Below are 22,000 nucleotides of genomic sequence, written 5' to 3' on the forward strand. Positions count from 1 at the left end.
TCAGAGCGGGGAGCGGGCCGGCCAGAAGCCGACGGGCTCGCGCGTCTGCGGCGACGCCGCGGACGAGCCGCCCGCGGCGTCGTCGCCCACGCGGTGCACGCGCAGCGTGTTCGTGGAGCCCACGGCCCCGGGAGGGGACCCGGCGGCGATGACCACGAGGTCGCCGTGCTGGGCGATGCCCTCCGATGTGAGCGACTGCTCGACCTGGAGGGTCATCTTGTCGGTGGAGTCCTGGAACGGGACCATCTTCGGGTAGACGCCCCAGGTCAGGCACAGGATGTTGTGCGTGTGCTCGTGGTGGGTGAACGCGTAGATCGGCTGACGCGGCCGCAGGCGGCTGAGCCGACGGGCCGAGTCGCCGGACTCGGTGAACGTGGCGAGGAACGGGATCTCGAGCTGGTTCGCGACCTCGACGGCGGCCCGGGTGATCGCGCCGCCACGCGTGCGCGGACGCGAGCCGAGCGGGTGGATGAGCTCGAGGCCGTGGGTCTCGGTGGACTCGATGATCCGGGCCATCGTCTGGACCGTCTCGACCGGATACGCGCCCACTGAGGTCTCGCCCGAGAGCATGACGGCGTCCGCGCCGTCGAGCACGGCGTTGGCGCAGTCCGAGGCCTCGGCGCGCGTCGGGCGCGGGCTGTCGATCATCGACTCGAGCACCTGCGTGGCCACGATGACCGGCTTCGCCCAGCGGCGGGCGAGGTCCACCGCGCGCTTCTGCACCACGGGCACGTCCTCGAGCGGCAGCTCCACGCCGAGGTCGCCGCGGGCCACCATGACGGCGTCGAACGCGTCCACGATGGCCTCGAGGTTCTCCACCGCCTGGGGCTTCTCGATCTTCGCGATGACCGGGACCCGGCGCTCCTCCTCGTCCATGATCTCGTGCACCCGGTCCACGTCCGCGGCGTCCCGCACGAAGGACAGCGCCACCATGTCCACGCCGGTGCGCAGCGCCCAGCGCAGGTCCCGCTCGTCCTTCTCGGACAGGGCCGGCACGTTCACCGCCACGCCGGGCAGGTTGATCCCCTTGTTGTTCGAGACCATGCCCGGCACCTCGACCTCGGCCAGCACGTCCGTGTCCGTGACCTCGACGGCGCGCAGGCGCACCTTGCCGTCGTCCACCAGCAGCACGTCACCGGGGGCGACGTCCCCGGGCAGCCCCTTGTGGGTGGTGCCCACCAGCTCCCGGGTCCCGGGTACGTCCCGGGTGGTGATGGTGATCCGATCGCCCCTCTCGAGCAGATGCGGGCCGTCGGTGAAGCGGCCGAGGCGGATCTTGGGACCCTGGAGGTCGGCGAAGATCGCGACGGGGCGCCGCTCCTCCACGCTCAGCCGACGCACCCGCTCGTAGGACGTCTCATGCACCGCGTGGTCGCCGTGGCTCATGTTGAGGCGGACGACGTCCGCCCCCGCGCGGATGATGGCGCGGGTGGTCTCGTCGGAGTCGGTGGCGGGCCCAAAGGTGGCGATGATCTTCGCGTGTCGCATGCGACCCACGATAGGGGGCGGGCCCGCCCTCGGTGGAGGGCGGGCCCGCGTGGCGTCGGAAGATGAGACGGAGGACTCAGCCGAGGACGAGGCCGCGGTCGTCCGGGTCCACGGGGTGCGGCAGTCGGGACCAGCGCTCGAGCGACTCGTCGACCTCCTGCGCGCACGCACGCCCCTCGGCGATGGCCCAGACCACCAGGGAGGCGCCGCGCCCGGCGTCGCCGCACGCGAACACGCCCGGCTCGTCGGTCTCGTACCCGTCCTTCCGGGCCACGAGCCCGCGTGTCACGTGCACGCCGAGCTGCTGCGTGAGCAGCCCCTCCTCGATGCCGGTGAAGCCCAGCGCCAGCAGCACCAGGTCCGCCTGGACCTCGCGCTCGGTGCCCGCCTTGGGCCCGCGCGTGCCGTCCTCGCGGTACTCGGTCTCCGCCACGCGCAGGGCGCGCACGCGGCCGTGCTCGTCGCCGAGGAACTCGACCGTGGAGGCAAGGTGCGCGCGGGCGCCGCCCTCGGCGTCGGCCGTGGTCTGCTGGTGGACCTTGGGGATCGTGGGCCACGGCTGGTGGACGGGGCGCTCGACCGGCAGCTGCTGGCCGATCGCCAGCGTCGTCACGGACGCCGCCCCCTGGCGGTGCGCGGTGCCGATGCAGTCCGCGCCAGTGTCGCCGCCGCCGAGGATCACCACGTGACGCCCCTCGGCGGAGATCTGGTCCGGGACCTCGTCGCCGGCGACCGCGCGGTTGGACTGCACGAGGTAGTCCATGGCGAGGTGGATCCCGTCGAGGCCGCGGCCGGGGACGGGCAGCTCGCGGGCCACGGGGGCGCCGGTCGCCACGATCACGGCGTCGAAGCGGGCCTTGAGCTGGTCCCAGGGCAGGTCGACGCCGATCTCCACGCCGGTGCGGAACCGGGTGCCCTCGGCCTCCATCTGCGCCAGGCGCCGGTCCAGGACGTCCTTCTCCAGCTTGAAGTCCGGGATGCCCAGCCGCAGCAGGCCGCCGAGGCGCTCGTCGCGCTCGTAGACCACCACGGTGAAGCCGGCGCGGGTGAGCTGCTGCGCCGCGGCCAGTCCCGCCGGGCCCGAGCCGACGACGGCCACGGTGTGGCCGTTCAGGCGGGCCGGCACGACCGGCTCGAGCCAGTCGTTGTCGAAGATCTGCTCCGCGATCGCCACCTCGGTCTGCTTGATGGTGACCGCGGGCTGGTTGATGCCCAGGGTGCAGGAGTCCTCGCACGGGGCGGGGCAGATCCGCCCGGTGACCTCGGGGAAGTTGTTGGTCGAGTGCAGTCGCGCGGCGGCCTCGTCCCAGCGTCCCCGCCGGACCAGGTCGTTCCACTCCGGGATGAGGTTGCCCAGCGGGCACCCGGAGTGGCAGAACGGGATGCCGCAGTCCATGCACCGGCCGGCCTGGGTGCGCACGATCGCCTCGTCCTGGCGGACGTACACGTCCTTGAAGTCCATGATGCGCACCGGCACCGGACGCGTGGGGCGCTCGACGCGCTCCCGGTTCTTCAGGAATCCGCGCGGATCAGCCACGGGTCACCTCCAGCAGTCGGTCCCAGACGGCCTCCCCGTCCGGGTCGAGTCCCTCGGCCGTCGCGGCCTGACGGGTGCGCAGCACGAGGTCGTACTGCCGGGGCAGGACGGTCGTGAAGCGGTCCCACGCGGCGTCGGCGGCGTCCCCGCCGGCCCGCAGGTCGGCGAGCAGCGCGGCGGCGACGGCGGAGCCCGTCTCCGCGCGGTGCAGCTCCAGCAGCTCGGCGATCCGCAGCCGGTCCTGCGCGGACGGCGCCTCGAGGATCAGGGCGTCCTCGCGGACGGCGAGTGGGTTCAGGTCCTCCCGGTCCAGGTCCAGCACCCAGGCCCGCCCGCCGGACATGCCGGCGGCGAGGTTGCGGCCGGTCTCGCCGAGGATCAGCGCCTCACCGCCGGTCATGTACTCCAGGCCGTGGTCGCCGATGCCCTCGGCCACCGCGGTGGCGCCGGAGTTGCGCACGAGGAACCGCTCCCCCACGCGGCCGCGCAGGAACAGCTGGCCCGAGGTGGCGCCGTAGCCGATCACGTTGCCGGCCACGGTGTTCTCCTCGGCCACGAACGGGGCCTCGGCGTCGGGGCGGACGATCACGCGTCCCCCCGACAGGCCCTTGCCGACGTAGTCGTTGGCGTCGCCCGAGAGCCGCAGGGTGACGCCGGCGGGCAGGAAGGCGCCGAGGGACTGGCCGGCCTCGCCCGTCAGGCGCACGGTGATCGTGTCGTCGTCCAGCTCGTCGGCGAGCCGCGTGCTCGTGACGTGGTAGCCCAGCAGCGTGCCCACGGACCGGTCCGTGTTCACGACGGCCTCGTCCATCACGACGGGCGTGCCCGTCGTGAGCGTGTCCCCCAGCCGGGCGATGAACCGGTGGTCGATGTGGGAGGCGAGGTCGTGGTCCTGCTCGGTGGTGCGGCGCATGGGCGCGTCCTCGTGGCCCGGACGCCGGCCGACGGAGGGGTCCGCGAGGATGCCCGAGAGGTCCAGGCCCTCGGACTTCCAGTGGTGCAGGGCCGCGTCCACGTCGAGCAGCTCGCGGTGGCCGATCGCCTCGTCGAGCGTGCGGAAGCCCAGCTGCGAGAGCAGCTCGCGGACCTCCTGCGCGATGAACTCGAAGAAGTTGACGACGAACTCGGGCTTGCCCGTGAAGCGCGCGCGCAGCTCGGGGTTCTGGGTGGCCACGCCCACGGGGCACGTGTCCAGGTGGCACACGCGCATCATGATGCAGCCGGAGACCACGAGCGGGGCGGTCGCGAAGCCGAACTCCTCGGCCCCGAGCAGTGCGGCGATCACGACGTCCCGGCCGGTCTTGAGCTGCCCGTCCACCTGGACGGTGACGCGCTCGCGCAGGCCGTTGAGCATGAGCGTCTGCTGCGCCTCGGCCAGGCCGATCTCCCACGGGGTGCCCGCGTGCTTGAGGGAGTTCAGCGGGGAGGCGCCCGTTCCGCCGTCGTGGCCGGAGATGAGCACGACGTCGGCGCGCGCCTTGGCGACGCCCGCGGCCACCGTGCCCACGCCGGACTCGGAGACGAGCTTGACGTGGACCCGCGCGGTCGGGTTGGCCCGCTTGAGGTCGTGGATCAGCTGCGCCAGGTCCTCGATCGAGTAGATGTCGTGGTGCGGCGGCGGCGACACCAGGGAGACGCCCGGGGTCGAGTGCCGCGTGCGGGCGACCCACGGGTACACCTTGGTCCCCATCAGCTGGCCGCCCTCGCCGGGTTTGGCGCCCTGGGCCATCTTGATCTGCAGGTCGGTCGCGGTGGCCAGGTACAGGCTGGTGACGCCGAACCGGCCCGAGGCGATCTGCTTGATCTTCGAGCGGCGCTCCGGGTCCAGCAGGCGCTCGGGGTCCTCGCCGCCCTCGCCCGAGTTCGAGCGGGCGCCGAGGCGGTTCATGGCGATCGCGAGGGTCTCGTGCGCCTCCTGCGAGATGGAGCCGTAGGACATCGCGCCGGTGGAGAAGCGGCGCACGATCGACTCGACGGGCTCCACCTCGGAGACGGGCACCGGCGGCCGCTCGCCCGTGCGCAGGCGCATGAGCCCGCGCAGGGTCATGAGCTCCTCCGCCTGGTCGTCCACGCGACGCGTGTAGTCCTTGAAGACGTCGTAGCGCCGCTCCCGCGTGGAGTGCTGGAGGCGGAACACGGTCTCGGGGTTGAACAGGTGCGGCGCGCCCTCGCGCCGCCACTGGTACTCGCCGCCCACCTCGAGCTCGCGGTACGGGTTGATGTCGTTGCCGTCCGGCGGATACGCGAACTCGTGGCGCGCCTGGATCTCGGCGGCGACGACGTCGATGCCCACGCCGTCGAGCGGGCTCGTGGTGCCCACGAAGTAGCGGTCCACGAAGCGCCGGGACAGGCCGAGCGCCTCGAACGTCTGGGCGCCGGTGTAGGAGGCGACCGTGGAGATGCCCATTTTGGACATGATCTTCTGGACGCCCTTGCCGAGCGCCTTGATCAGGTTCGCCACGGCCTGCTCGGCGGTGACGCCCGAGACCTCTCCCGTGCGCACGAGCTCCTCGGCGGACTCCATGGCCAGGTACGGGTTGACCGCGGAGGCCCCGTAGCCGAGCAGGACGGCCACATGGTGGACCTCGCGCACGTCGCCCGCCTCGACGATCAGCGAGCTCTTGGTGCGGTTGGCCGAGGCCAGCAGGTGGTGGTGCACGGCGGAGGTCAGCAGCAGGGACGGGATCGGCGCCCACTGGGCGGTGGCGCCGCGGTCGGACAGCACCACGTACTCCACGCCGCGGTTGACGGCGGCCGAGACCTGCTCGCAGATCGCCTTCAGCTGGGCGCGGAGCTCCTCGACGCCTCCGGCCACCCGGTACACGCCGTTCACCTTGAGGGTCAGGCGGGTGCCGTCGGCGTCGCGCAGGTGCTGGATGCGGGCCAGCTGGTCGTTGTCGATCACGGGGAACGGGACGTCGACCTGGCGGGTGCGCACCTGCTCGAGGGAGAGCACGTTGCCCTGCGGGCCGATCGCGGTGCGCATCGAGGTCACCTGCTCCTCGCGGATCGCGTCGAGCGGCGGGTTCGTCACCTGGGCGAAGGACTGCACGAAGTAGTCGAAGAGCAGCCGGGGCCGCTTGGCGAGGACGGCGATGGGCGTGTCCGTGCCCATCGCACCGAGCGGCTCGGCGCCCGTCTGGGCCATCGGCCCGACGAGGATGCGCAGCTCCTCCGAGGTGTACCCGAAGATGCGCTGACGCTGCAGGATCGACTCGGAGGTGTGGCGGACGTGCTCGCGCTCGGGGAGCGACTCCAGGTCCAGGAGGTTCTGGCGCACCCAGTCCTCCCACGGCTGGGCGGAGGCGACCTCGGCCTTGATCTCGTCGTCGCCGATGATCCGGCCCTGCTCGGTGTCCACGAGGAACATGCGCCCCGGGGCCACGCGCCCCTTGCGCACCACCGCCGAGGGCTCGATCGGCACGACGCCGACCTCGGAGGCCAGGACGACGAGGCCGTCGTCGGTGACCCACCAGCGGGCGGGGCGCAGGCCGTTGCGGTCCAGCACGGCGCCCACCTGGGTGCCGTCGGAGAAGGCGACGGCGGCCGGTCCGTCCCAGGGCTCCATGAGCATGGAGTGGTACTGGTAGAAGGCGCGGCGGGCCGGGTCCATGGTCGCGTGGTTCTCCCACGCCTCCGGGATCATCATCATGATCGCCTGGGTGAGCGGGCGCCCGGAGAGCATGAGCAGCTCCGCGACCTCGTCGAAGGAGGCCGAGTCCGAGCCGATGGGGCTGATCAGCGGGAACAGGTCCTCGGGGACCTCGCCGAGCATCGGGTGCTTGAGCTGGCCCTGACGGGCGCGCATCCAGTTGCGGTTGCCCTTGACCGTGTTGATCTCGCCGTTGTGCGCGATGGTGCGGAACGGCTGGGCCAGCGGCCACGAGGGGAAGGTGTTGGTGGAGAACCGCGAGTGGACCACGCCCAGCCGGGTGGTGAACCGCTCGTCGGAGAGGTCCGGGTAGAACGGCTCCAGCTGGGCCGTCGTCAGCATGCCCTTGTAGACGATCGTCTGGGACGAGAGCGAGGGGAAATAGACGCCGGCGCGGGACTGGGCGCGGCGGCGCACCCGCCACGCCCGCACGTCCAGCGACTGCCCCGGCTCGGTGCCGTCCTGACCGTCCGCCAGGGACAGGAACAGCTGCTCGAACGCGGGCATGGCCGCCCGGGAGCCGACGCCCAGGGCCGAGGGGTCGGTGGGCACCTCGCGCCACGCCAGGACCTGCAGCCCCTCCTCCTCGGCCAGCCGCTCGACGGCCTCCTTCGCCTCGGCGCGCTCGCCGTCGACGGGCGGCAGGAAGGCGGTGCCGGCGACGTACTCGCCCACGGGGGGCAGCTCGGCGTCGACGACGGCACGGAACAGCTCGTCGGGGATCTGGGTCAGCAGGCCGGCGCCGTCGCCGGTGCCCTCGTCGGCGCCCACCGCCCCGCGGTGCTCGAGCGCGCGCAGGGCGGTCAGCGCGTGCTGGACGATGTCGTGGCCCGGGGTGCCCCGCAGGGTGGCGATGACGGCGAGGCCGCAGTTCTCGGTCTCCCGGGACGGGTCGTAGAGGCCCTGGGCGGCGGGGACGTCCGCATAGCGGACGAAGGGATCCACCGGTCCCCCCGCGCGGGGGGCCGAGGCGGGCGAGGATGCCACGGGCATGGTGCCGTCCTTTCCGGAGAGCAGGGGCTCGGACGGGGACGGCGCTGGCCCCGACGCTCGGGGCCGACGGCCCCGAGGTGGAAGAGACGCTACCGGGCGCGACGTCCCACTGTGCGGAACCGGACGTTCTGTGACACGCCGAATGTCCACCATGTGGGACACCGGGGCCCCGGGCGCCCCTCGCGGGCGCGCCGGGGAGCGGGTCAGCGCCGGACGGCGTCGTCCTCCGCCGCGCCCACGGCGTGGGACCCGGAGCGGCCCGCGGCGACGGCGGCGCCGTCGTCGCCCTCGGGGGCGTGTCCGGCGCGCCACACGCTCTGGTGGGCGTGGGGGCCGGCGGCCGCGCCGCGATGGCGCAGCAGGATCCCGACGATGAACGCGAGGGCGATGACGAACACCAGCAGGGACGTCCACACGTTGAGCCGCTGGGTGACGCCGAAGAGCGTGACCATCTCGGCGTCGTCGATGCGCAGCATCTCGATCCACGTGCGGCCCGCGGTGTACCAGGCGACGTAGGACCACAGCATGAGGCCGTGGCGCAGGTGCAGCGCGCGGTCCACGAGGAGCAGCAGCGCGACCCCGGCCAGGTTCCACAGGCACTCGTAGAGGAACGTGGGGTGGAACAGCGTGTCCGGGGCGTAGCCGGCCGGGAAGTTCGGGCTGGCCGGGTCGACCTCGAGCCCCCAGGGCAGGGTCGTCGGGCCGCCGAAGAGCTCCTGGTTGAACCAGTTGCCCCACCGGCCGATGGCCTGGGCCAGCAGGATGCCCGGCGCGACGACGTCGCCGAAGGCCGTCAGCCGCAGCCCGTAGCGGCGGCACGCGATCCACGCGCCCACGGCGCCGAGGGCGATCGCGCCCCAGATGCCCAGTCCACCGTTCCACACGTACAGGATCTGGATCGGGTCGCCCGTGCCGTCGAAGCCGGGCCCGAAGTACCGGTCCGGTGAGGAGAACACGTGGTAGAGCCGACCGCCCACGAAGCCGAACGGGATGGCCCACAGGGCGATGTCGAGCACACGGTCCTCGGGGCCGCCGCGGGCGCGCCACCGACGCTCGGCGAGCCACAGCGCCAGGACGATGCCCAGGATGATGCACAGCGCGTACGCGTGGATCTTCACCGGGCCCAGCTGGAACCCGTCCCACCCGGGGGCGGGGAAGGCGGCGAGCGGGGCCAGGGCGGCGGTCACCCTCAGCCCTCTCGGACCGTGCCGGCGGCGAGCTCGCGGGTCAGCGTGCCCACGGCCTGCGGCCCGCCGTCCGTCAGCGCGCGCACCAGGGCCGTGCCGACGATCGCGCCGTCGGCGTAGGCGCCGATCTCGCGGACGTGCGCCGCCTGGGAGACGCCGAGGCCGACGCACACGTGCTCCGCCCCGGCATCCTGAGCCCGGCGGACCACGGTCTCGGCGACGGTGGACACCGCGTCGCGGGTGCCGGTGACGCCCATGACCGACACGGCGTACACGAAGCCGCGGGAGGAGTCGACGGTGAGGCGCACCCGCTCGTCCGTGGACGAGGGCGCGGTGAGGAACACGCGGTCCAGGCCGTGACGGTCCGAGGCCTCCATCCAGGCGCCGGCCTCCTCGGGCACGAGGTCGGGGGTGACGAGACCGGCGCCCCCGGCCTCCGCGAGGCGGCGCGCGAACTCGTCGACGCCCATGCGGTCCACGAGGTTCCAATAGGTCATCACCAGCACCGCGGCGTCGGTGCGCTGGGTCACCCGTCGGATGATGTCGAAGACGTCGGCCACGCGGAAACCGGCCTGCAGCGCCGCCTGGGTCGCGTCCTGGATCACGGGGCCGTCCATCACGGGGTCCGTGTAGGGCAGGCCCAGCTCGATGACGTCGGCGCCGTTCTCCGCGGCGGCGACGACGGCCTCGACGCACTCGTCCACGGACGGGTAGCCGGCCGGCAGGAAGGCGACGAGGCCGGTGCGGCCGGCCGCCTTCGCGGCGTCCAGGGCCGCGGCGGTCTTGGAGTGCACGGTCATGCCGGTCACTGCTCCTCTCCGGGGGTCATCTCCTCGAGCGGGTCCTTCTCCTCCGCGGCCGTGCCGAGGCCGAACCAGGCCGCCGCGGTGGCGACGTCCTTGTCCCCGCGGCCGGAGAGGTTCACGATGATGATCCGCTCCTCCCCCTCCGGGGCGTCCGGCCCCACGAGGCCCTCGTCCGCCCAGCGGCGGGCCAGGCGCAGCGCGCCGGCCAGGGCGTGGGCCGACTCGATGGCGGGCGTGATGCCCTCGGTGCGCGTGAGCCGGAGGAAGGCGTCCATGCACTCGGTGTCCGAGACCGGCTCGTAGACGGCGCGGCCCGTGTCGTGCAGGAAGGCGTGCTCCGGGCCGACGGCCGGGTAGTCCAGGCCGGCGGAGATCGAGTGGGAGTCGATCGTCTGCCCGTCCTCGTCCTGCATCAGGTACGTGCGGGCGCCGTGCAGCACGCCGGTGCGTCCGAGCGTGATGGACGCGGCGTGGCGGCCGGTCTCGAGGCCCTCGCCCCCGGCCTCGAAGCCGTAGAGCTCCACCTCAGGGTCGTCGAGGAAGCCGTGGAACAGGCCCATCGCGTTGGACCCGCCACCCACGCACGCCGCGACGGCGTCCGGCAGGCGGCCGGCCTGCGCCAGGATCTGTTCGCGGGCCTCCTCGCCGATCACGGAGTGGAAGTAGCGCACCATGGCGGGGAACGGGTGCGGGCCCGTGACCGTGCCCATCAGGTAGTGCGTGGTGTCCACGGAGGCGACCCAGTCCCGCAGGGCCTCGTTGATCGCGTCCTTCAGGGTGCGGGCGCCGATCGCCACGGGCACCACCTCGGCGCCGAGCATCTGCATGCGCGCCACGTTCAGGGCCTGGCGACGGGTGTCCTCCTCCCCCATGTACACGGTGCACTCCATGCCGAACAGCGCGGCCGCCGTCGCCGTGGCCACGCCGTGCTGGCCGGCGCCGGTCTCCGCGATCAGGCGCGTCTTGCCCATGCGGCGGGCGAGCAGCGCCTGGCCGATCACGTTGTTGATCTTGTGCGAGCCGGTGTGGTTGAGGTCCTCGCGCTTGAGGAAGATACGCACGCCGGGGGTGTCCGCGGCGAACCGCGGCACCTCGCTCAACAGGGAGGGCCGGTTCACGTAGTCCCGGAACAGGGTCCGCAGCTCGGCCTCGAAGGCGGGGTCCTGCCGTGCCTCCTCGTAGGTGCGGGTGAGCTCCTGCAGCGCGGCCATGAGGGACTCGGGCATCCACTGCCCGCCGTAGTCGCCGAAGTAGGGCCCGGCCTGACCCTGATAGGGCCCCTCGAACTCGATCGCGGGCTCGGTGCTCGGACGGTCGGCGCTCATGGTGACCACGCTCCTCGGGTCTGGTTCGGTCAGCGGACGGTGAGGGACGCGGCGCGGAACGCGCGCAGCGCCTCCTCGGGGGCGCCGTGGCGCACGAGGGCCTCGCCCACGAGCACGACGTCGGCGCCCGCGGCGGCGTAGGCCTTGATCTGCGCCTCGGACTCGACGCCCGACTCGGCGACCCGGACGACGTCCTCGGGCAGCCCGTCGGCCAGCGCGGCGTAGCGGGCCGGGTCGACGTCCAGGGTCTTGAGGTTGCGCACGTTGACGCCGAGGATGCGGGCGCCGGCGGCGACGCCGCGCTCGATCTCCTCGGGCGTGTGGGCCTCCACGAGGGCGTGCATGCCCAGGGACTCCGTGAGCTGCAGGAAGCCGGCCAGCTCGGCGTCGTCGAGGGCGGCCACGATCAGCAGGACGAGGTCGGCCCCGTGGGCGCGGGCCTCGTGGATCTGGTACTCGGTGACGGTGAAGTCCTTGCGCAGGACCGGCAGATCGACGGCGGCGCGCACGGCGTCCAGGTCGGCCAGGCTGCCGCCGAAGCGGCGGGCCTCGGTGAGCACGGAGACGGCGCTGGCGCCGCCGCGCTCGTACGCGCGGGCCAGGGTGGCCGGCTCGGGGATCTCGGCGAGCGCGCCCTTGGAGGGGCTCGCCCGCTTCACCTCGGAGATCACCCGGATCCCCGCCGGGTCGGTGCGTCCGCCGTGCAGGGCCGCGTGGGCGTCACGCGGCGCGGGGGCGGCGGCCACCAGCTCGGCCAGGCGCGCCTCGGGCACGGCACGCCGACGAGGCTCGAGGTCCTCGCGGACGCCGTCGATGATCTCCTGGAGGACGGACACGCGGATCAGTGACCGTGCTGGCCGCGACCCGCGCCGGCCTTGCCGGCGACGATGCCCACGACGACGCCCACGGCCATCAGGGCCAGGCCGATCCACACGACGACGCTCCAGTCGGCGAGCAGGCCGACGCAGCCGGCCACGAAGCCGACGAGCACGAGCGCCACCATGGCCCACGCGCCGGGCGAGTTGCCGTGGCCCGGCAGCTCGAGGTGGGTCGGGTCGTTGAGCACCCGGCCGTCCTCGGTGACGACGACGTCCTCGACGGCGCCGCGGCGGGCGGCGCGACGGGTGGTGGGCTCGGTGTGCGCGGTGTGGCTCATGGCTGTCCCTCACTGGTGCGTGGTGTACATGACGACTGTCCCTCATTGTGCCATGCGGGCACGGGGCCGGGCCCGCGTGACCCGGGACGACCCGGGCGGTGTGGGGCGCGCCGAGAGACGGGCGCTCAGGTGGGGTCGTTGCCACGGGACAGCTCGTCCCACGCGTCCATCTGGTCCACGCGCCGGCGCTGGGCCGCCTCGCGGGCGGACTGCGCGGGCTGCTCCGCTGCGGCGGCCGGGCCGGGCTCGGAGGCCGCAGGCGTCTTCTCGTAGCGCCGGGACGAACGCCAGCCGCGGCCCGCCACGGCCGCCGCGACGCCGCACAGCGCCGCGAGCACGCCGCCGGCCGCCGCGACCCACGGCCACGCCGTCACGGCGTAGTCCTGTGCGAGCGCGGTGGTCCCGGTCGCGTCGGCGACCGCGGCGGCCGCCGTCGTCGCCGGATCCAGGGCGGCGGTGAGCGAGGTCGAGGCGATCACGACCCCGGCCAGCGCCATGAGCACGCCGACGATCACGGCGCCGAGGCGCCGGGCGGTGGTCAGGGCGAGGGCACCGGCCATCACGACCAGGGCCATGGCCGTCGCGACGGGCGCGGCGGCGCCGCCCGACGTCGTCGCCTCGGAGGCGATCCCGCCGGACAGGCCCGTGGCGGTCACCCACGTGCGGCCCGCCGTGAGCAGGACGAGCGCGCCGGCGGCCAGCGCGGCGAGGACCACGGTGCGGCGGCGCATCACGCCTGCCCCAGCTCGCCCGCGGTCAGCACGGACCGCAGCGGCGCCGTCGCCTTGGTGACGGTCTCGGCGGTCTCGGCGTCGGGATCGGAGTCGGCGACGATGCCGGCGCCGGCCTGCACATGTGCCTGGCCGCGGTGCAGCGTGGCCGAGCGGATGTTGATCGCCATGTCCATGTTGCCCGCCAGGTCGAAGTAGCCGACGACGCCGCCGTAGGGCCCGCGCTCGGTCGGCTCCCACTCGTCCAGCAGCTGCAGGGCGCGGGGCTTCGGGGCGCCGGACAGCGTGCCGGCGGGGAAGGCGGCGCGGAGGACGTCGAGCGCGTCGACGTCGTCGCGCATGCGGCCCTCCACGTGCGAGACCAGGTGGAGGATGTGGCTGAACGCCTCGAGCTCCATGAACTGGGTGACCTCGACGGTGCCGGGGCGGCACACGCGCGAGAGGTCGTTGCGGGAGAGGTCCACGAGCATGAGGTGTTCGGCCCGCTCCTTCTCGTCCTCCAGCAGGTCCTTGCCGAGGAGGCGGTCGTCCTCTGCGGTGGCCCCGCGCCGCCGTGAGCCGGCGATCGGATGGGTGACCACGCGGCGGTCCCGCACGGTGACGAGCGCCTCGGGCGAGGAGCCCACGATCTCGTACGGCTCCCCGTCCGGGGTCTCGAAGGAGAAGAGGTACATGTAGGGGCTCGGGTTCACCATGCGCAGGACGCGGTACACGTCCAGACCGGTGGCGTCCGTGGTGACCGAGAGGCGGCGGGAGACGACGGCCTGGAACACGTCGCCGTCACGGATCGCCCGCTGGGCCTTCGCGACGGCCTCGCGGAAGCCTTCGGCACCCCACCGGTCCTCGGCCTGGGCGGCGACCTCGTCCGCGTCCGCCTCGAGCCAGCGGCGCGGGACGTCGCTGACCGGGTCCGCGGCCGGGGCGGCCAGGCGCTCGACCATGGCATCCAGGCGGGCGAGCGCGTCGTCGTAGGCGCGGTCCGCGCCGGTGGCCAGGCCGTTGCCGTTCACCGCGTTGGCGATCAGCGTCACGGTGCCGTCCAGGGCATCGTGCACGGCCAGGTCGGTGACGAGGTTCATCGCGAGGTCGGGCAGGCCGAGGTGGTCCTCGGGCGGGTGCGGCAGGCGCTCCCACGCGCGAACCGTGTTCCACCCCAGGAAGCCGGCCATGCCGGAGACGAGGTGCGGCAGAACGCCTCCGACCTCGGCGCGCACGTCCGTGCGCAGCAGGCGCAGGCATGCCGCGAGCACGTCCAGGGCGCGGCCCTGCGTGGGCAGCCCCTCGGGCGGGGTGCCCTGCCAGTGCGCCTCGCCGTCCCGCGAGGTCAGGGTGACGGATGAGCCGGCCCCGATGAAGCTGTACCGGGACCACGCCGCGCCCGGGGTGGCGGACTCCATCAGGAAGGTGCCGGGGCGGGAGCCGGCCAGGCGCCGATGGATCGCCAGCGGCGTGAGGCCGTCCGCCAGCACCGTGCGGACCACGGGGATCACGCGGGCGGTGTCCGCCAGACGCAGGAACTCCGCACGGGAGGGAGTGGTGGCGGCGGTCATCGGGCGGCCTCCTCGGGGTCGACGGCGGCCGCCGGCATGACGATCTCGCGGCCGGTGAAGCAGGTGCGGGTGCCCGTGTGGCAGGCGGGGCCGGTCTGGTCCACGGTGAGCAGCAGGGTGTCGCCGTCGCAGTCCGCGTGGACCGCGCGCACCCGCTGCAGGTGGCCCGAGGTCTCCCCCTTGCGCCACAGCTCGCCGCGCGAGCGGGACCAGTAGGTGGCCCAGCCGGTCTCGAGCGTCGCGCGCAGGGACTCCTCGTTCATCCACGCCATCATGAGCACCTCGCCGGTGCCCTCCTGCTGGGCGATGGCGGGCACCAGGCCCCGGTCGTCGAAGGTCACGGTGGCCACGAGGTCGTCGGGCGGGGAGATGCTCATGGAGGTCCAGTCTAGGGAGCCGGAGCGGGGCGTGGCCGCCGGGGTCAGCGGACGGGGTGCCCCGCCTGCCGCAGGGCGTCCTTGACGCGGGCGAGCATGTCGTCCGGGCCGAAGTGGAACAGGGAGGCGGCGAGCACCGCGTCCGCACCGGCCGCGACGGCGGGCGGGAAGTGCTCGGGCTCGCCGGCGCCGCCGGAGGCGATCAGCGGCACCCGCGTCACGGCGCGCACGTCCCGGATCATCTCCAGGTCGAAGCCCTCGCGGGTGCCGTCCGCGTCGATCGAGTTGAGCAGGATCTCCCCCACCCCGCGCTCGGAGGCCTCCCGGCACCAGGCGACGGTGTCGATGCCGGTGCCCCGGCGGCCGCCGTGGGTGGTGACCTCATAGCCGGAAGCGCATCCCGGGTCCTCCGTGCGCCGGGCGTCGAGGGAGAGCACGAGGACCTGGGACCCGAAGCGCCGGGTGATCTCCGTGATCACCTCGGGCCGGGCCACGGCCGCGGTGTTGACGGAGACCTTGTCCGCCCCCGTGCGCAGCAGCCGGTCCACGTCCTCGACGGTGCGCACGCCGCCGCCCACGGTCAGCGGGATGAAGACCTCCTCTGCCGTGCGGGTCACGACGTCGTAGGTCGTGGCGCGGTCCGAGGTGGAGGCGGTGACGTCGAGGAACGTGATCTCGTCGGCGCCCGCGGCGTTGTAGCGGCGAGCGAGCTCGACCGGGTCGCCCGCGTCCCTCAGGTTCTCGAAGTTCACGCCCTTGACCACGCGCCCGGCGTCCACGTCCAGGCAGGGGATGACACGCACGGCGAGGCTCACGTCGGCTCCTTCGTCTCGGGGGGCTCGGGCGGGACGGCGCGGGCCGTCAGAGGCGGATCGCGTGGATCGCGGAGATCAGGATGCCGCGGGCGCCCAGGGCGTACAGCTCGTCCATGACGCGGTTGGCGTCCGGCTTGCGGACCATGGAGCGCACGGCGACCATCGTCTCGTCCCGCAGCGGGGAGACCGTCGGTGACTCCAGCCCCGGGGTGACCGCGGTGGCCGCCTCCAGCAGGTCACGGCGGATGTCGTAGTCGATCATGACCCAGCGGCGGGCCACGAGCACGCCCTTGAGGCGGCGCAGCAACACGTCGAGGCCCTCGGGGCGCTCCCCTGCGCGGCCGATCAGCACGGCCTCCGAGTCGAGGATGGGCTCGCCGAAGACCTCCATGCCGGCGGCGCGCAGAGTGCTGCCGGTCTCCACGACGTCGGCGATCGCGTCCGCCACGCCGAGCTTGACGGAGGACTCCACGGCGCCGTCGAGGTGGACCACCGTGGCGTCCAGGCCGGTGCGGGCCAGGTAGTCGGAGAGCAGGCCGTCGTAGCTCGTGGCGATGCGCTTGCCGGCGAGCTGCTCGGCGGAGGTGAAGGAGCCGACGGGGGCAGCGAGACGGAACACGGAGCGGCCGAAGCCGAGCGCCATGATCTCCTCGGCGGTGTCCCCCACCTGCGCGTCGCAGAACAGGTCGCGGCCGGTCAGGCCGACGTCGAGGGTGCCCTGGCCGACGTAGACGGCGATGTCCCGGGGACGCAGGTAGAAGAACTCGACGTTGTTCTCGGGGTCCACGAGGACGAGCTCGCGGGAGTCCCGGCGTTGCCGGTAGCCGGCCTCGGTCAGGATCTCGCGGGCGGACTCGGACAGGGCGCCCTTGTTGGGCACGGCGATGCGCAGCACGCGTCGGTCTCCTCGGGGTGCGGTGGGGCGGGCGGGGAACGGGGCCGGCGGCCTCAGAGGTGGCGGTAGACGTCCTCGAGGCTGATGCCGCGGGCGATCATCATGGTCTGCACGTGGTACAGCAGCTGCGAGATCTCCTCGGCGGCGGCCTCATCCGACTCGTACTCGGCGGCCATCCAGACCTCGGCCGCCTCCTCGACGACCTTCTTGCCGATCGCATGGACGCCGGCGTCGATCTGGGCCACGGTGCCGGAGCCCTCGGGGCGCTCCTGCACCTTGCGCGTCAGTTCCGCGTACAGCTCGTCGAAGGTCTTCACGGGACCACCCTAGCGACCCTGCCCCTCCAGCCCAGACCGGAGTCGGTCATTGTGACGTACGGGACGGCGGGGTCTTCGCCACGCGCTGCACCTACGGGCCCACGTGGGACGTGCCGGCCGCTCAGCGTCCTCCCCCTCCCATGTCTGCACGTTCCTTCACTCCCATCGGGGCACGCGCGCGAGGCGGCCGTGGACGTGGGGATGACGGGCTGAACGTGCCCGTCCGGTCCGCACGCATGGCCCGGGCGACCTCCGACAGGTGGGCACGACACGCTCGTTTCTGACCCCAGCGACGACACCGCTCCTTGCACACCTGAGACACCACCAGGTCGATCACTGCCCCGAACCCCGCCCGGGCCCACCGCACCAGATCTCTTCCGCGACGCACACATCCATCTCGTCGACTGTCCACGCGTCCGGGCCTCGGGTCCAGGCCCTGGAGGTCACCGGCGGGCGGCGCGGCCGCGCCCACGTCGCCGACGGGGAACAGGAATGATGCGGCGAGAGGATCTGGGGGTAGCCGTCGTGGCCCTCCTCCCCTTCCCGGACGAGGAGCAGAGCCCCGCGCTCGGACCCGCGAACTGGAGCATGACCCACCACGATGAAGGCGACCCATCCCGTCCCGCACACCGAGTGAGCGCCCGGTTGCAGCGAGCGCAGAAGATCCTCTCCCGCTGGCGGGTGGCCACGGGCAATGCGGTGGAAGGCATGGAATGGGAGCGGGATCCCGGTGATGCGCAGCTCGTGGAGATGGCTCGGCTGCCCAGCAGTGCCGAGCTGCCCAGCGCTGGAGCCTGGCTTCCGGGGCTGGAGATCCTCATGGGCCTTCGTCGCAGACCTGGTGCCGGGCCCCCTCAACCACCGGCTCGCCACGTGCTCGTTCTATCGGGAGAAGGCTTCGGCGCCCGTCCCCTCGGCGCGTCGCCATGCTCGCCCTGACGTGAGCCGACGTTCGTGGGTGCGGGGCGTCGGCCGACTCCCACGGGGGTGGCCTCACACGCACCCGACGGTCTGTCCCACCACGTCTCAGACCCTCCGACACTTCTGTCCAACAGCTCGGTTTGGGACCGTTTCTGTGGACTTGATCAGTAAGTGGCGTGCTTCTGTGAGTCAGTAGGTGGCGCTAGCTGTTGTGGGTCATGAGGTTCTTGACATGGGCACCGGGCTGAGATGAGACGAGTGGGCCTCTCCCGCAGGATGGAAGTTCCTACACCACCCACCTGCCCGAAAAGACCCACTCATGACTCACGCTAACGCACCCCTGACCCCCACTGGCCGACTCAGGATGGTCCACCGCCACCTGCACGACGGGATCCCGCAGGCACACGTGGCCGCCGAGTTCCGGGTGAGCCGGCCCACGGTGGCCACCTGGGTCGCCCGCTACCGCGCCCAGGGAGAAGCCGGCCTTCAGGACCTGCCCAGCCGGCCGCACCGTTCACCTGCCCAGCTCGATCCGGTCCTGGTCGCCCAGATCCACGCCCTGCGGCGGGAGCGCAAGTGGTCCGCACGGCGCATCCATCACCACCTCGTCTCCGAGGGCCACCGGGTGTGTCTTCGTACCGTGGGACGGTGGCTGCACCGACTCGGGATCTCCCGCCTACGGGACCTGACCCCGGCCGGAGAAGACCTGCGCCAACGACCCCAGAAGATCACCGCGAGAGAGCCGGGGCACATGGTGCACCTGGATGTGAAGAAGATCGGGAAGATCCCAGACGGGGGCGGCTGGCGCACCCACGGACGTGAAAGTGAAGCAGGCCGTGCTTCCAAGCGTGGTGCAGGCCGGCGGGTCGGCTACACCTACCTGCACTCGGCGATCGACGGGTTCACCCGGCTGGCCTACACCGAAGCGTTGGAGGACGAGCGGGCGGCCACGACCGTGAGCTTCTACTGCCGGGCGAGGGCGTTCTTCGCCGCCCACGGCATCACCGTGGACCGGGTGATCACGGACAACGGAAACAACTACCGGGCTGCGGACTTCACCCGGAAGGTGGTCTCGCTCGGAGGCCGGCATCACCGGATCCGACCCTACACCCCGCGTCACAACGGGAAGGTGGAGAGGTACAACCGGCTGATGGTCGATGAGGTCCTCTACGCCCGCCCCTACACCTCAGAGCAAGCTCGGCGTGAGGCCCTGGCGGTGTGGGTGAACCACTACAACTACCATCGGCCTCATACCTCCTGCGGAGACGCCCCGCCAACCTCGTTGGCACCGGCCCGAGTCAACAACGTCATGCCCTCCTACAGCTAGCCGGTGACCAAGGTGCTGGCGGCAGCTTCGATGACGTCGTCGGTGATGGTGTCGAGTTGGTTGATCTTCAGGACGCGGCCGATCTGAGGGAATAGCCGTTCGAGGAGGCGGAAGTTGCCGCGGGTGATGCGTTCGATCGCGGCGATGGCCTGCGCGTCGGTGAAGTCTTCGGGGTCGAGGGTGCGGCCGAGGCGTTTCCAGTGACGAGTCAGAACGAACAGCAGCTCCTCTTGTGCGAGGGCGCGGTAGCGGTGGGAGAAGCCGAGGCGGCTGTAGAGCTGGGGGTAGTGGCGGAAACGCTGGTCGATGCCGGGCATGCCGATGAACATCAGGGCGACGTGGTGGCGATCGTGGAGGTCCCGTAGGAGCTCGAGTGCTGTCGGGGTGAGTCGCTCGGCTTCATCGATGATGATCAGTTCGGTGAAGTCGATGGTGCGGGGCACCACCGTGGTCGTGATCTTGCCGATCTCGCAGAGGTGTTCGTAGATCAGGATTCCCACTTTTGCACGGTAGAACTCGATATCGCGCATGAGGTCACGGTGCTTGGGGAGGACCTCGGGGGTGTAGAAGACGGTGCGGGAACGGTGGGCGGCCGCGTAGTGCTTCAGGTCGGCATCGCTGCGCGGCCCCCAGTCCTGGATGAAGGGCTCGAGCATGTCCCAGTGGGCGTATCTGCGGGCCGACTGGGTCTTGCCGACGCCTGCCTCCCCATGGCAGATGCCGATGGTGACGTCCTTGCGGATGGCGCCTGCGAACTCGGTGAAGCGGCGGTGCTCCTTGGTGACGATGAAATCGCGACTCATCTACTCGTCCTCTTCGTAGGTCCGTAGCTGCTTCCGCTTCCGCTGTGCGGGAGGTGGTGGCGCGGGTGGTTCTGGCTGGGATCGATTGGCGGCGGGGATGCGGTCGTTGATGCCCCGGCGGAGTTCTCGTCGGCGGGCCCGGCGCGCGGTCTCTATGTCATGGAGGCTGTACCGCTGGTTGGGGTGGGCTTCATCGATCGCCGTGCACACGAAGGTGTCGTGGTCATAGACACGGATCTCGGAGAGGTCGCGAGGGTCATAACGGATGGTGATGGTGCGCCCGACGAAGGGGGCGAGCGTGGGTGAGAGGTAGCGCTGTCCTTGGAAGTGGATGCCGTCCCGCTGGATCGTGCGGTGCTTGGAGACTCGCAAGAGGAGGCCGTCGAGCTCCTCGAGGCTCTCGGGCATCCTCGGCATCCACCCCTCACCGATCCAGGCCGCTTTCGGGCTCGTACGAATTGCAGCATGCGTGCGCTCGTTGTACTGGCCGACAAACTCCCCGATCGCTCGGTCCAATCCGGCCAGCTCCAGGGCGGGCACAGCCTGAGGGTGGCCCGGGGTGAGATGTCCAGGCAAGGTCGCGAGCACTTCGGTGTTGACGGTCTGGAAGAACCGCTCGATCTTGCCTCTGCCTTGGGGCCGGCCGACGGTGGAGTGGATGATGCGGATCTTCAAGGCGATCGCCGTGTATTCGAGATGGTGACTGGTGAAGTCACTGCCGTGGTCGACGTAGAGAGCGTCGGGGATGCCGCACATCGACCAGGCCGGATCGTTCTTGGGCCAGATCGCCTGGCGTAGCGCCAGTGCGGTGTTCATCGCTGAAGGGGCTCCCTCGAAGACCATGTACCCGCAGATCGCCCGCGAGTAGTCGTCCATGATCGTGGTCAGCCAGGGCCGTGAGGGTCTCCCGCTGGGGTCCTTGATGAGGATGTCGAGCTCGGTGTGGTCGGCCTGCCACAAGGCATTGGGGTGTTCGGCACGGTGGAGGTACACGAGTTCGTGGCGGTCCCGGTAGGAGGCTGGGCCCTCGAGTGCGAGGGTCACCATGCCGGGATCCAGTGCCTGCACGATCGAACGCACCGTCGCGTAGCTCGGGGGCTTCTTGCCTGTTCTCGAGGCCTCGGCCGCTGCCAGGCGATGCAGTGTGGCGATGCTCGGGCGTGGTCTGGTCAGTGCCAGGTGCTCCACGAACACCACCAGCTCAGGCGCAGTACGCCGTGCGCCGGCGTCGGCGCGCGGTGTCCGTTCGAGAGCGGCGACGCCACCGGCTCGATAGGCGGAGTGCCAGCGTGAGAGCGTGCGTGTGCCGATCCCGGTCTCGCGCGCAAGGCTCGCTAAGGGGATACCGTCTTCGATGTGGAGCCGCAGAATGTTCCACTTCTGCGGCCCGTCCATGTCAAGCCTGCTTGACACTCTCGCGAGCGGCCGTGTTCCGCTGGTGGCGGTAGAGCGTCGCCCGTGACCACCCCACGAGACGCGCAGCCTCCTCGGCCGTGCGCCCCTTCGCCCGTTCTTCGGCGGCGATTGCGAGCTTGCGATCTACGACCTCGGGGTTCACGGGCGGTCGACCGAACTTCGTTCCCTGGGCCCGGGCCGCGGCGATGCCGGCGTTGACGCGCTCGGTGATCAGCTCCCGCTCATACTCCGCCAGCGTTGCCAGCATCCCGAGCATCAGCCGTCCCGACGAGGTCTCGGGGTCGATCCCATCGGAGACGGATTGGATCTTCACGCCGCGGTCTCGCAGCAGGTTCACGGTATTGAGCACGTCGATCAGAGATCGCCCCAGCCGATCGATCCTCCACACCACGACCGTGTCCTCAGGCTCTGCGTAGGACAGGAGCTTCTTCATGCCCGGACGCTCTGCCGCGCTCTTCGCGCCGGACGTTACATCCGAGAACACATCCCGCCGCTGCACCCCAGCCGCGAGGAGAGCGTCGAGCTGCAGCGCGGGATCCTGCCCCGCCGTCGACACCCGTGTGTACCCCAGAAGCCTCATGACGTGATCATGCCTCATAAATCATCTTCACCGGAAGGTCTGAGACAGAACGCGGTGCGACGACTTCGCGAGACACTCCCGGCCTCCCGTCGACCCAGCTCGCGCCGGCCCCGTGGTCGCCAAA

18 protein-coding genes are annotated in these 22,000 nt (G+C 71.8%); 1 reads left to right on the forward strand and 17 read right to left on the reverse strand.

The annotated features are described in order from the left end of the window. From pyk to ACZ1IK_RS00625, 14 genes are all read right to left on the reverse strand, one after another. Positions 1-1,488, reverse strand: coding sequence for a pyruvate kinase (pyk, locus tag ACZ1IK_RS00560; protein WP_060973954.1), 1,488 nt, complete (start codon positions 1,486-1,488; stop codon positions 1-3). A gap of 76 nt (positions 1,489-1,564) precedes the next feature. Further along, the gene (locus ACZ1IK_RS00565; RefSeq protein ID WP_010078754.1) at positions 1,565-3,025 is read right to left on the reverse strand and encodes a glutamate synthase subunit beta; all 1,461 of its coding nucleotides are present in this window, start codon (positions 3,023-3,025) and stop codon (positions 1,565-1,567) included. Continuing rightward, positions 3,018-7,670, reverse strand: a complete 4,653-nt coding sequence (gene gltB / locus ACZ1IK_RS00570; RefSeq protein WP_049147614.1) for a glutamate synthase large subunit — start codon at positions 7,668-7,670, stop codon at positions 3,018-3,020. Before gltB ends, ACZ1IK_RS00565 begins: the two co-directional genes overlap by 8 nt. Positions 7,671-7,873: 203 nt before the next feature. Next, a complete protein-coding gene (lgt, locus tag ACZ1IK_RS00575; RefSeq protein WP_010078757.1) occupies positions 7,874-8,857 on the reverse strand; it encodes a prolipoprotein diacylglyceryl transferase in 984 nt (327 codons plus the stop codon). A gap of 2 nt (positions 8,858-8,859) precedes the next feature. After that, positions 8,860-9,666, reverse strand: coding sequence for a tryptophan synthase subunit alpha (gene trpA, locus ACZ1IK_RS00580; protein ID WP_465098213.1), 807 nt, complete (start codon positions 9,664-9,666; stop codon positions 8,860-8,862). Then, on the reverse strand, positions 9,663-10,988 hold the full coding sequence (trpB, locus tag ACZ1IK_RS00585) for a tryptophan synthase subunit beta (RefSeq protein WP_036315358.1): 1,326 nt from the start codon (positions 10,986-10,988) through the stop codon (positions 9,663-9,665). The genes trpA and trpB overlap by 4 nt, the downstream gene beginning before the upstream one ends. A gap of 29 nt (positions 10,989-11,017) precedes the next feature. Then, positions 11,018-11,824: an indole-3-glycerol phosphate synthase TrpC gene (gene trpC, locus ACZ1IK_RS00590; protein WP_036315361.1), complete on the reverse strand. Its 807-nt coding sequence runs from the start codon at positions 11,822-11,824 to the stop codon at positions 11,018-11,020. 5 nt (positions 11,825-11,829) lie between these two features. Next, positions 11,830-12,144 (reverse strand): HGxxPAAW family protein, encoded by a 315-nt coding sequence (locus ACZ1IK_RS00595; RefSeq protein WP_036315364.1) that lies wholly within the window; start codon positions 12,142-12,144, stop codon positions 11,830-11,832. A 125-nt stretch (positions 12,145-12,269) separates the two neighbouring features. Further along, positions 12,270-12,875 (reverse strand): Trp biosynthesis-associated membrane protein, encoded by a 606-nt coding sequence (locus tag ACZ1IK_RS00600; protein ID WP_101965469.1) that lies wholly within the window; start codon positions 12,873-12,875, stop codon positions 12,270-12,272. Then, positions 12,875-14,425: a chorismate-binding protein gene (locus ACZ1IK_RS00605; RefSeq protein ID WP_101965470.1), complete on the reverse strand. Its 1,551-nt coding sequence runs from the start codon at positions 14,423-14,425 to the stop codon at positions 12,875-12,877. Before ACZ1IK_RS00605 ends, ACZ1IK_RS00600 begins: the two co-directional genes overlap by 1 nt. Continuing rightward, entirely contained in the window at positions 14,422-14,802 is a 381-nt protein-coding gene (gene hisI / locus ACZ1IK_RS00610; protein WP_036315375.1) for a phosphoribosyl-AMP cyclohydrolase, read from the reverse strand. Before hisI ends, ACZ1IK_RS00605 begins: the two co-directional genes overlap by 4 nt. Positions 14,803-14,846: 44 nt before the next feature. Then, positions 14,847-15,617, reverse strand: coding sequence for an imidazole glycerol phosphate synthase subunit HisF (gene hisF / locus ACZ1IK_RS00615; RefSeq protein ID WP_036315377.1), 771 nt, complete (start codon positions 15,615-15,617; stop codon positions 14,847-14,849). Positions 15,618-15,663: 46 nt separating this feature from the next. Further along, positions 15,664-16,512, reverse strand: coding sequence for an ATP phosphoribosyltransferase (gene hisG / locus ACZ1IK_RS00620; protein WP_036315380.1), 849 nt, complete (start codon positions 16,510-16,512; stop codon positions 15,664-15,666). Positions 16,513-16,565: 53 nt separating this feature from the next. Beyond that, positions 16,566-16,829 carry a phosphoribosyl-ATP diphosphatase gene (locus tag ACZ1IK_RS00625; RefSeq protein ID WP_010078767.1) on the reverse strand — a complete coding sequence of 88 codons (264 nt, stop codon included), beginning with the start codon at positions 16,827-16,829 and terminating at the stop codon, positions 16,566-16,568. A gap of 1,240 nt (positions 16,830-18,069) precedes the next feature. Here ACZ1IK_RS00625 and ACZ1IK_RS00630 point away from each other — a divergent pair. After that, a complete protein-coding gene (locus ACZ1IK_RS00630) occupies positions 18,070-19,077 on the forward strand; it encodes an IS481 family transposase (RefSeq protein ID WP_101965471.1) in 1,008 nt (335 codons plus the stop codon). Here the strand turns inward: ACZ1IK_RS00630 and ACZ1IK_RS00635 are convergent. From ACZ1IK_RS00635 to ACZ1IK_RS00645, 3 genes are read right to left on the reverse strand one after another with little or no spacing between them, the layout of a single operon-like run. Continuing rightward, entirely contained in the window at positions 19,074-19,880 is an 807-nt protein-coding gene (locus ACZ1IK_RS00635; RefSeq protein ID WP_036313271.1) for an AAA family ATPase, read from the reverse strand. The two genes, ACZ1IK_RS00630 and ACZ1IK_RS00635, sit on opposite strands and share 4 nt — an antisense overlap. Further along, positions 19,881-21,275, reverse strand: a complete 1,395-nt coding sequence (locus ACZ1IK_RS00640; protein ID WP_119217308.1) for a Mu transposase C-terminal domain-containing protein — start codon at positions 21,273-21,275, stop codon at positions 19,881-19,883. A gap of 1 nt (position 21,276) precedes the next feature. After that, positions 21,277-21,876 carry a recombinase family protein gene (locus ACZ1IK_RS00645; RefSeq protein ID WP_101963414.1) on the reverse strand — a complete coding sequence of 200 codons (600 nt, stop codon included), beginning with the start codon at positions 21,874-21,876 and terminating at the stop codon, positions 21,277-21,279. Positions 21,877-22,000 lie beyond the last annotated feature (124 nt).

The sequence above is a fragment of the Micrococcus sp. CS26 genome, from assembly GCF_055522295.1.

What these genes read in the sequence shown, in the direction of transcription:
- ACZ1IK_RS00635 (WP_036313271.1), bottom strand. Translation starts at nt 19,880, where the DNA reads ATGAGTCGCGATTTCATCGTCACCAAGGAGCACCGCCGCTTCACCGAG.
- ACZ1IK_RS00640 (WP_119217308.1), bottom strand. Translation starts at nt 21,275, where the DNA reads ATGGACGGGCCGCAGAAGTGGAACATTCTGCGGCTCCACATCGAAGAC.
- ACZ1IK_RS00645 (WP_101963414.1), bottom strand. Translation starts at nt 21,876, where the DNA reads ATGAGGCTTCTGGGGTACACACGGGTGTCGACGGCGGGGCAGGATCCC.
- hisI (WP_036315375.1), bottom strand. Translation starts at nt 14,802, where the DNA reads ATGAGCATCTCCCCGCCCGACGACCTCGTGGCCACCGTGACCTTCGAC.
- ACZ1IK_RS00630 (WP_101965471.1), top strand. Translation starts at nt 18,070, where the DNA reads ATGACTCACGCTAACGCACCCCTGACCCCCACTGGCCGACTCAGGATG.
- ACZ1IK_RS00595 (WP_036315364.1), bottom strand. Translation starts at nt 12,144, where the DNA reads ATGAGCCACACCGCGCACACCGAGCCCACCACCCGTCGCGCCGCCCGC.
- gltB (WP_049147614.1), bottom strand. Translation starts at nt 7,670, where the DNA reads ATGCCCGTGGCATCCTCGCCCGCCTCGGCCCCCCGCGCGGGGGGACCG.
- ACZ1IK_RS00605 (WP_101965470.1), bottom strand. Translation starts at nt 14,425, where the DNA reads ATGACCGCCGCCACCACTCCCTCCCGTGCGGAGTTCCTGCGTCTGGCG.
- pyk (WP_060973954.1), bottom strand. Translation starts at nt 1,488, where the DNA reads ATGCGACACGCGAAGATCATCGCCACCTTTGGGCCCGCCACCGACTCC.
- trpB (WP_036315358.1), bottom strand. Translation starts at nt 10,988, where the DNA reads ATGAGCGCCGACCGTCCGAGCACCGAGCCCGCGATCGAGTTCGAGGGG.
- ACZ1IK_RS00600 (WP_101965469.1), bottom strand. Translation starts at nt 12,875, where the DNA reads ATGCGCCGCCGCACCGTGGTCCTCGCCGCGCTGGCCGCCGGCGCGCTC.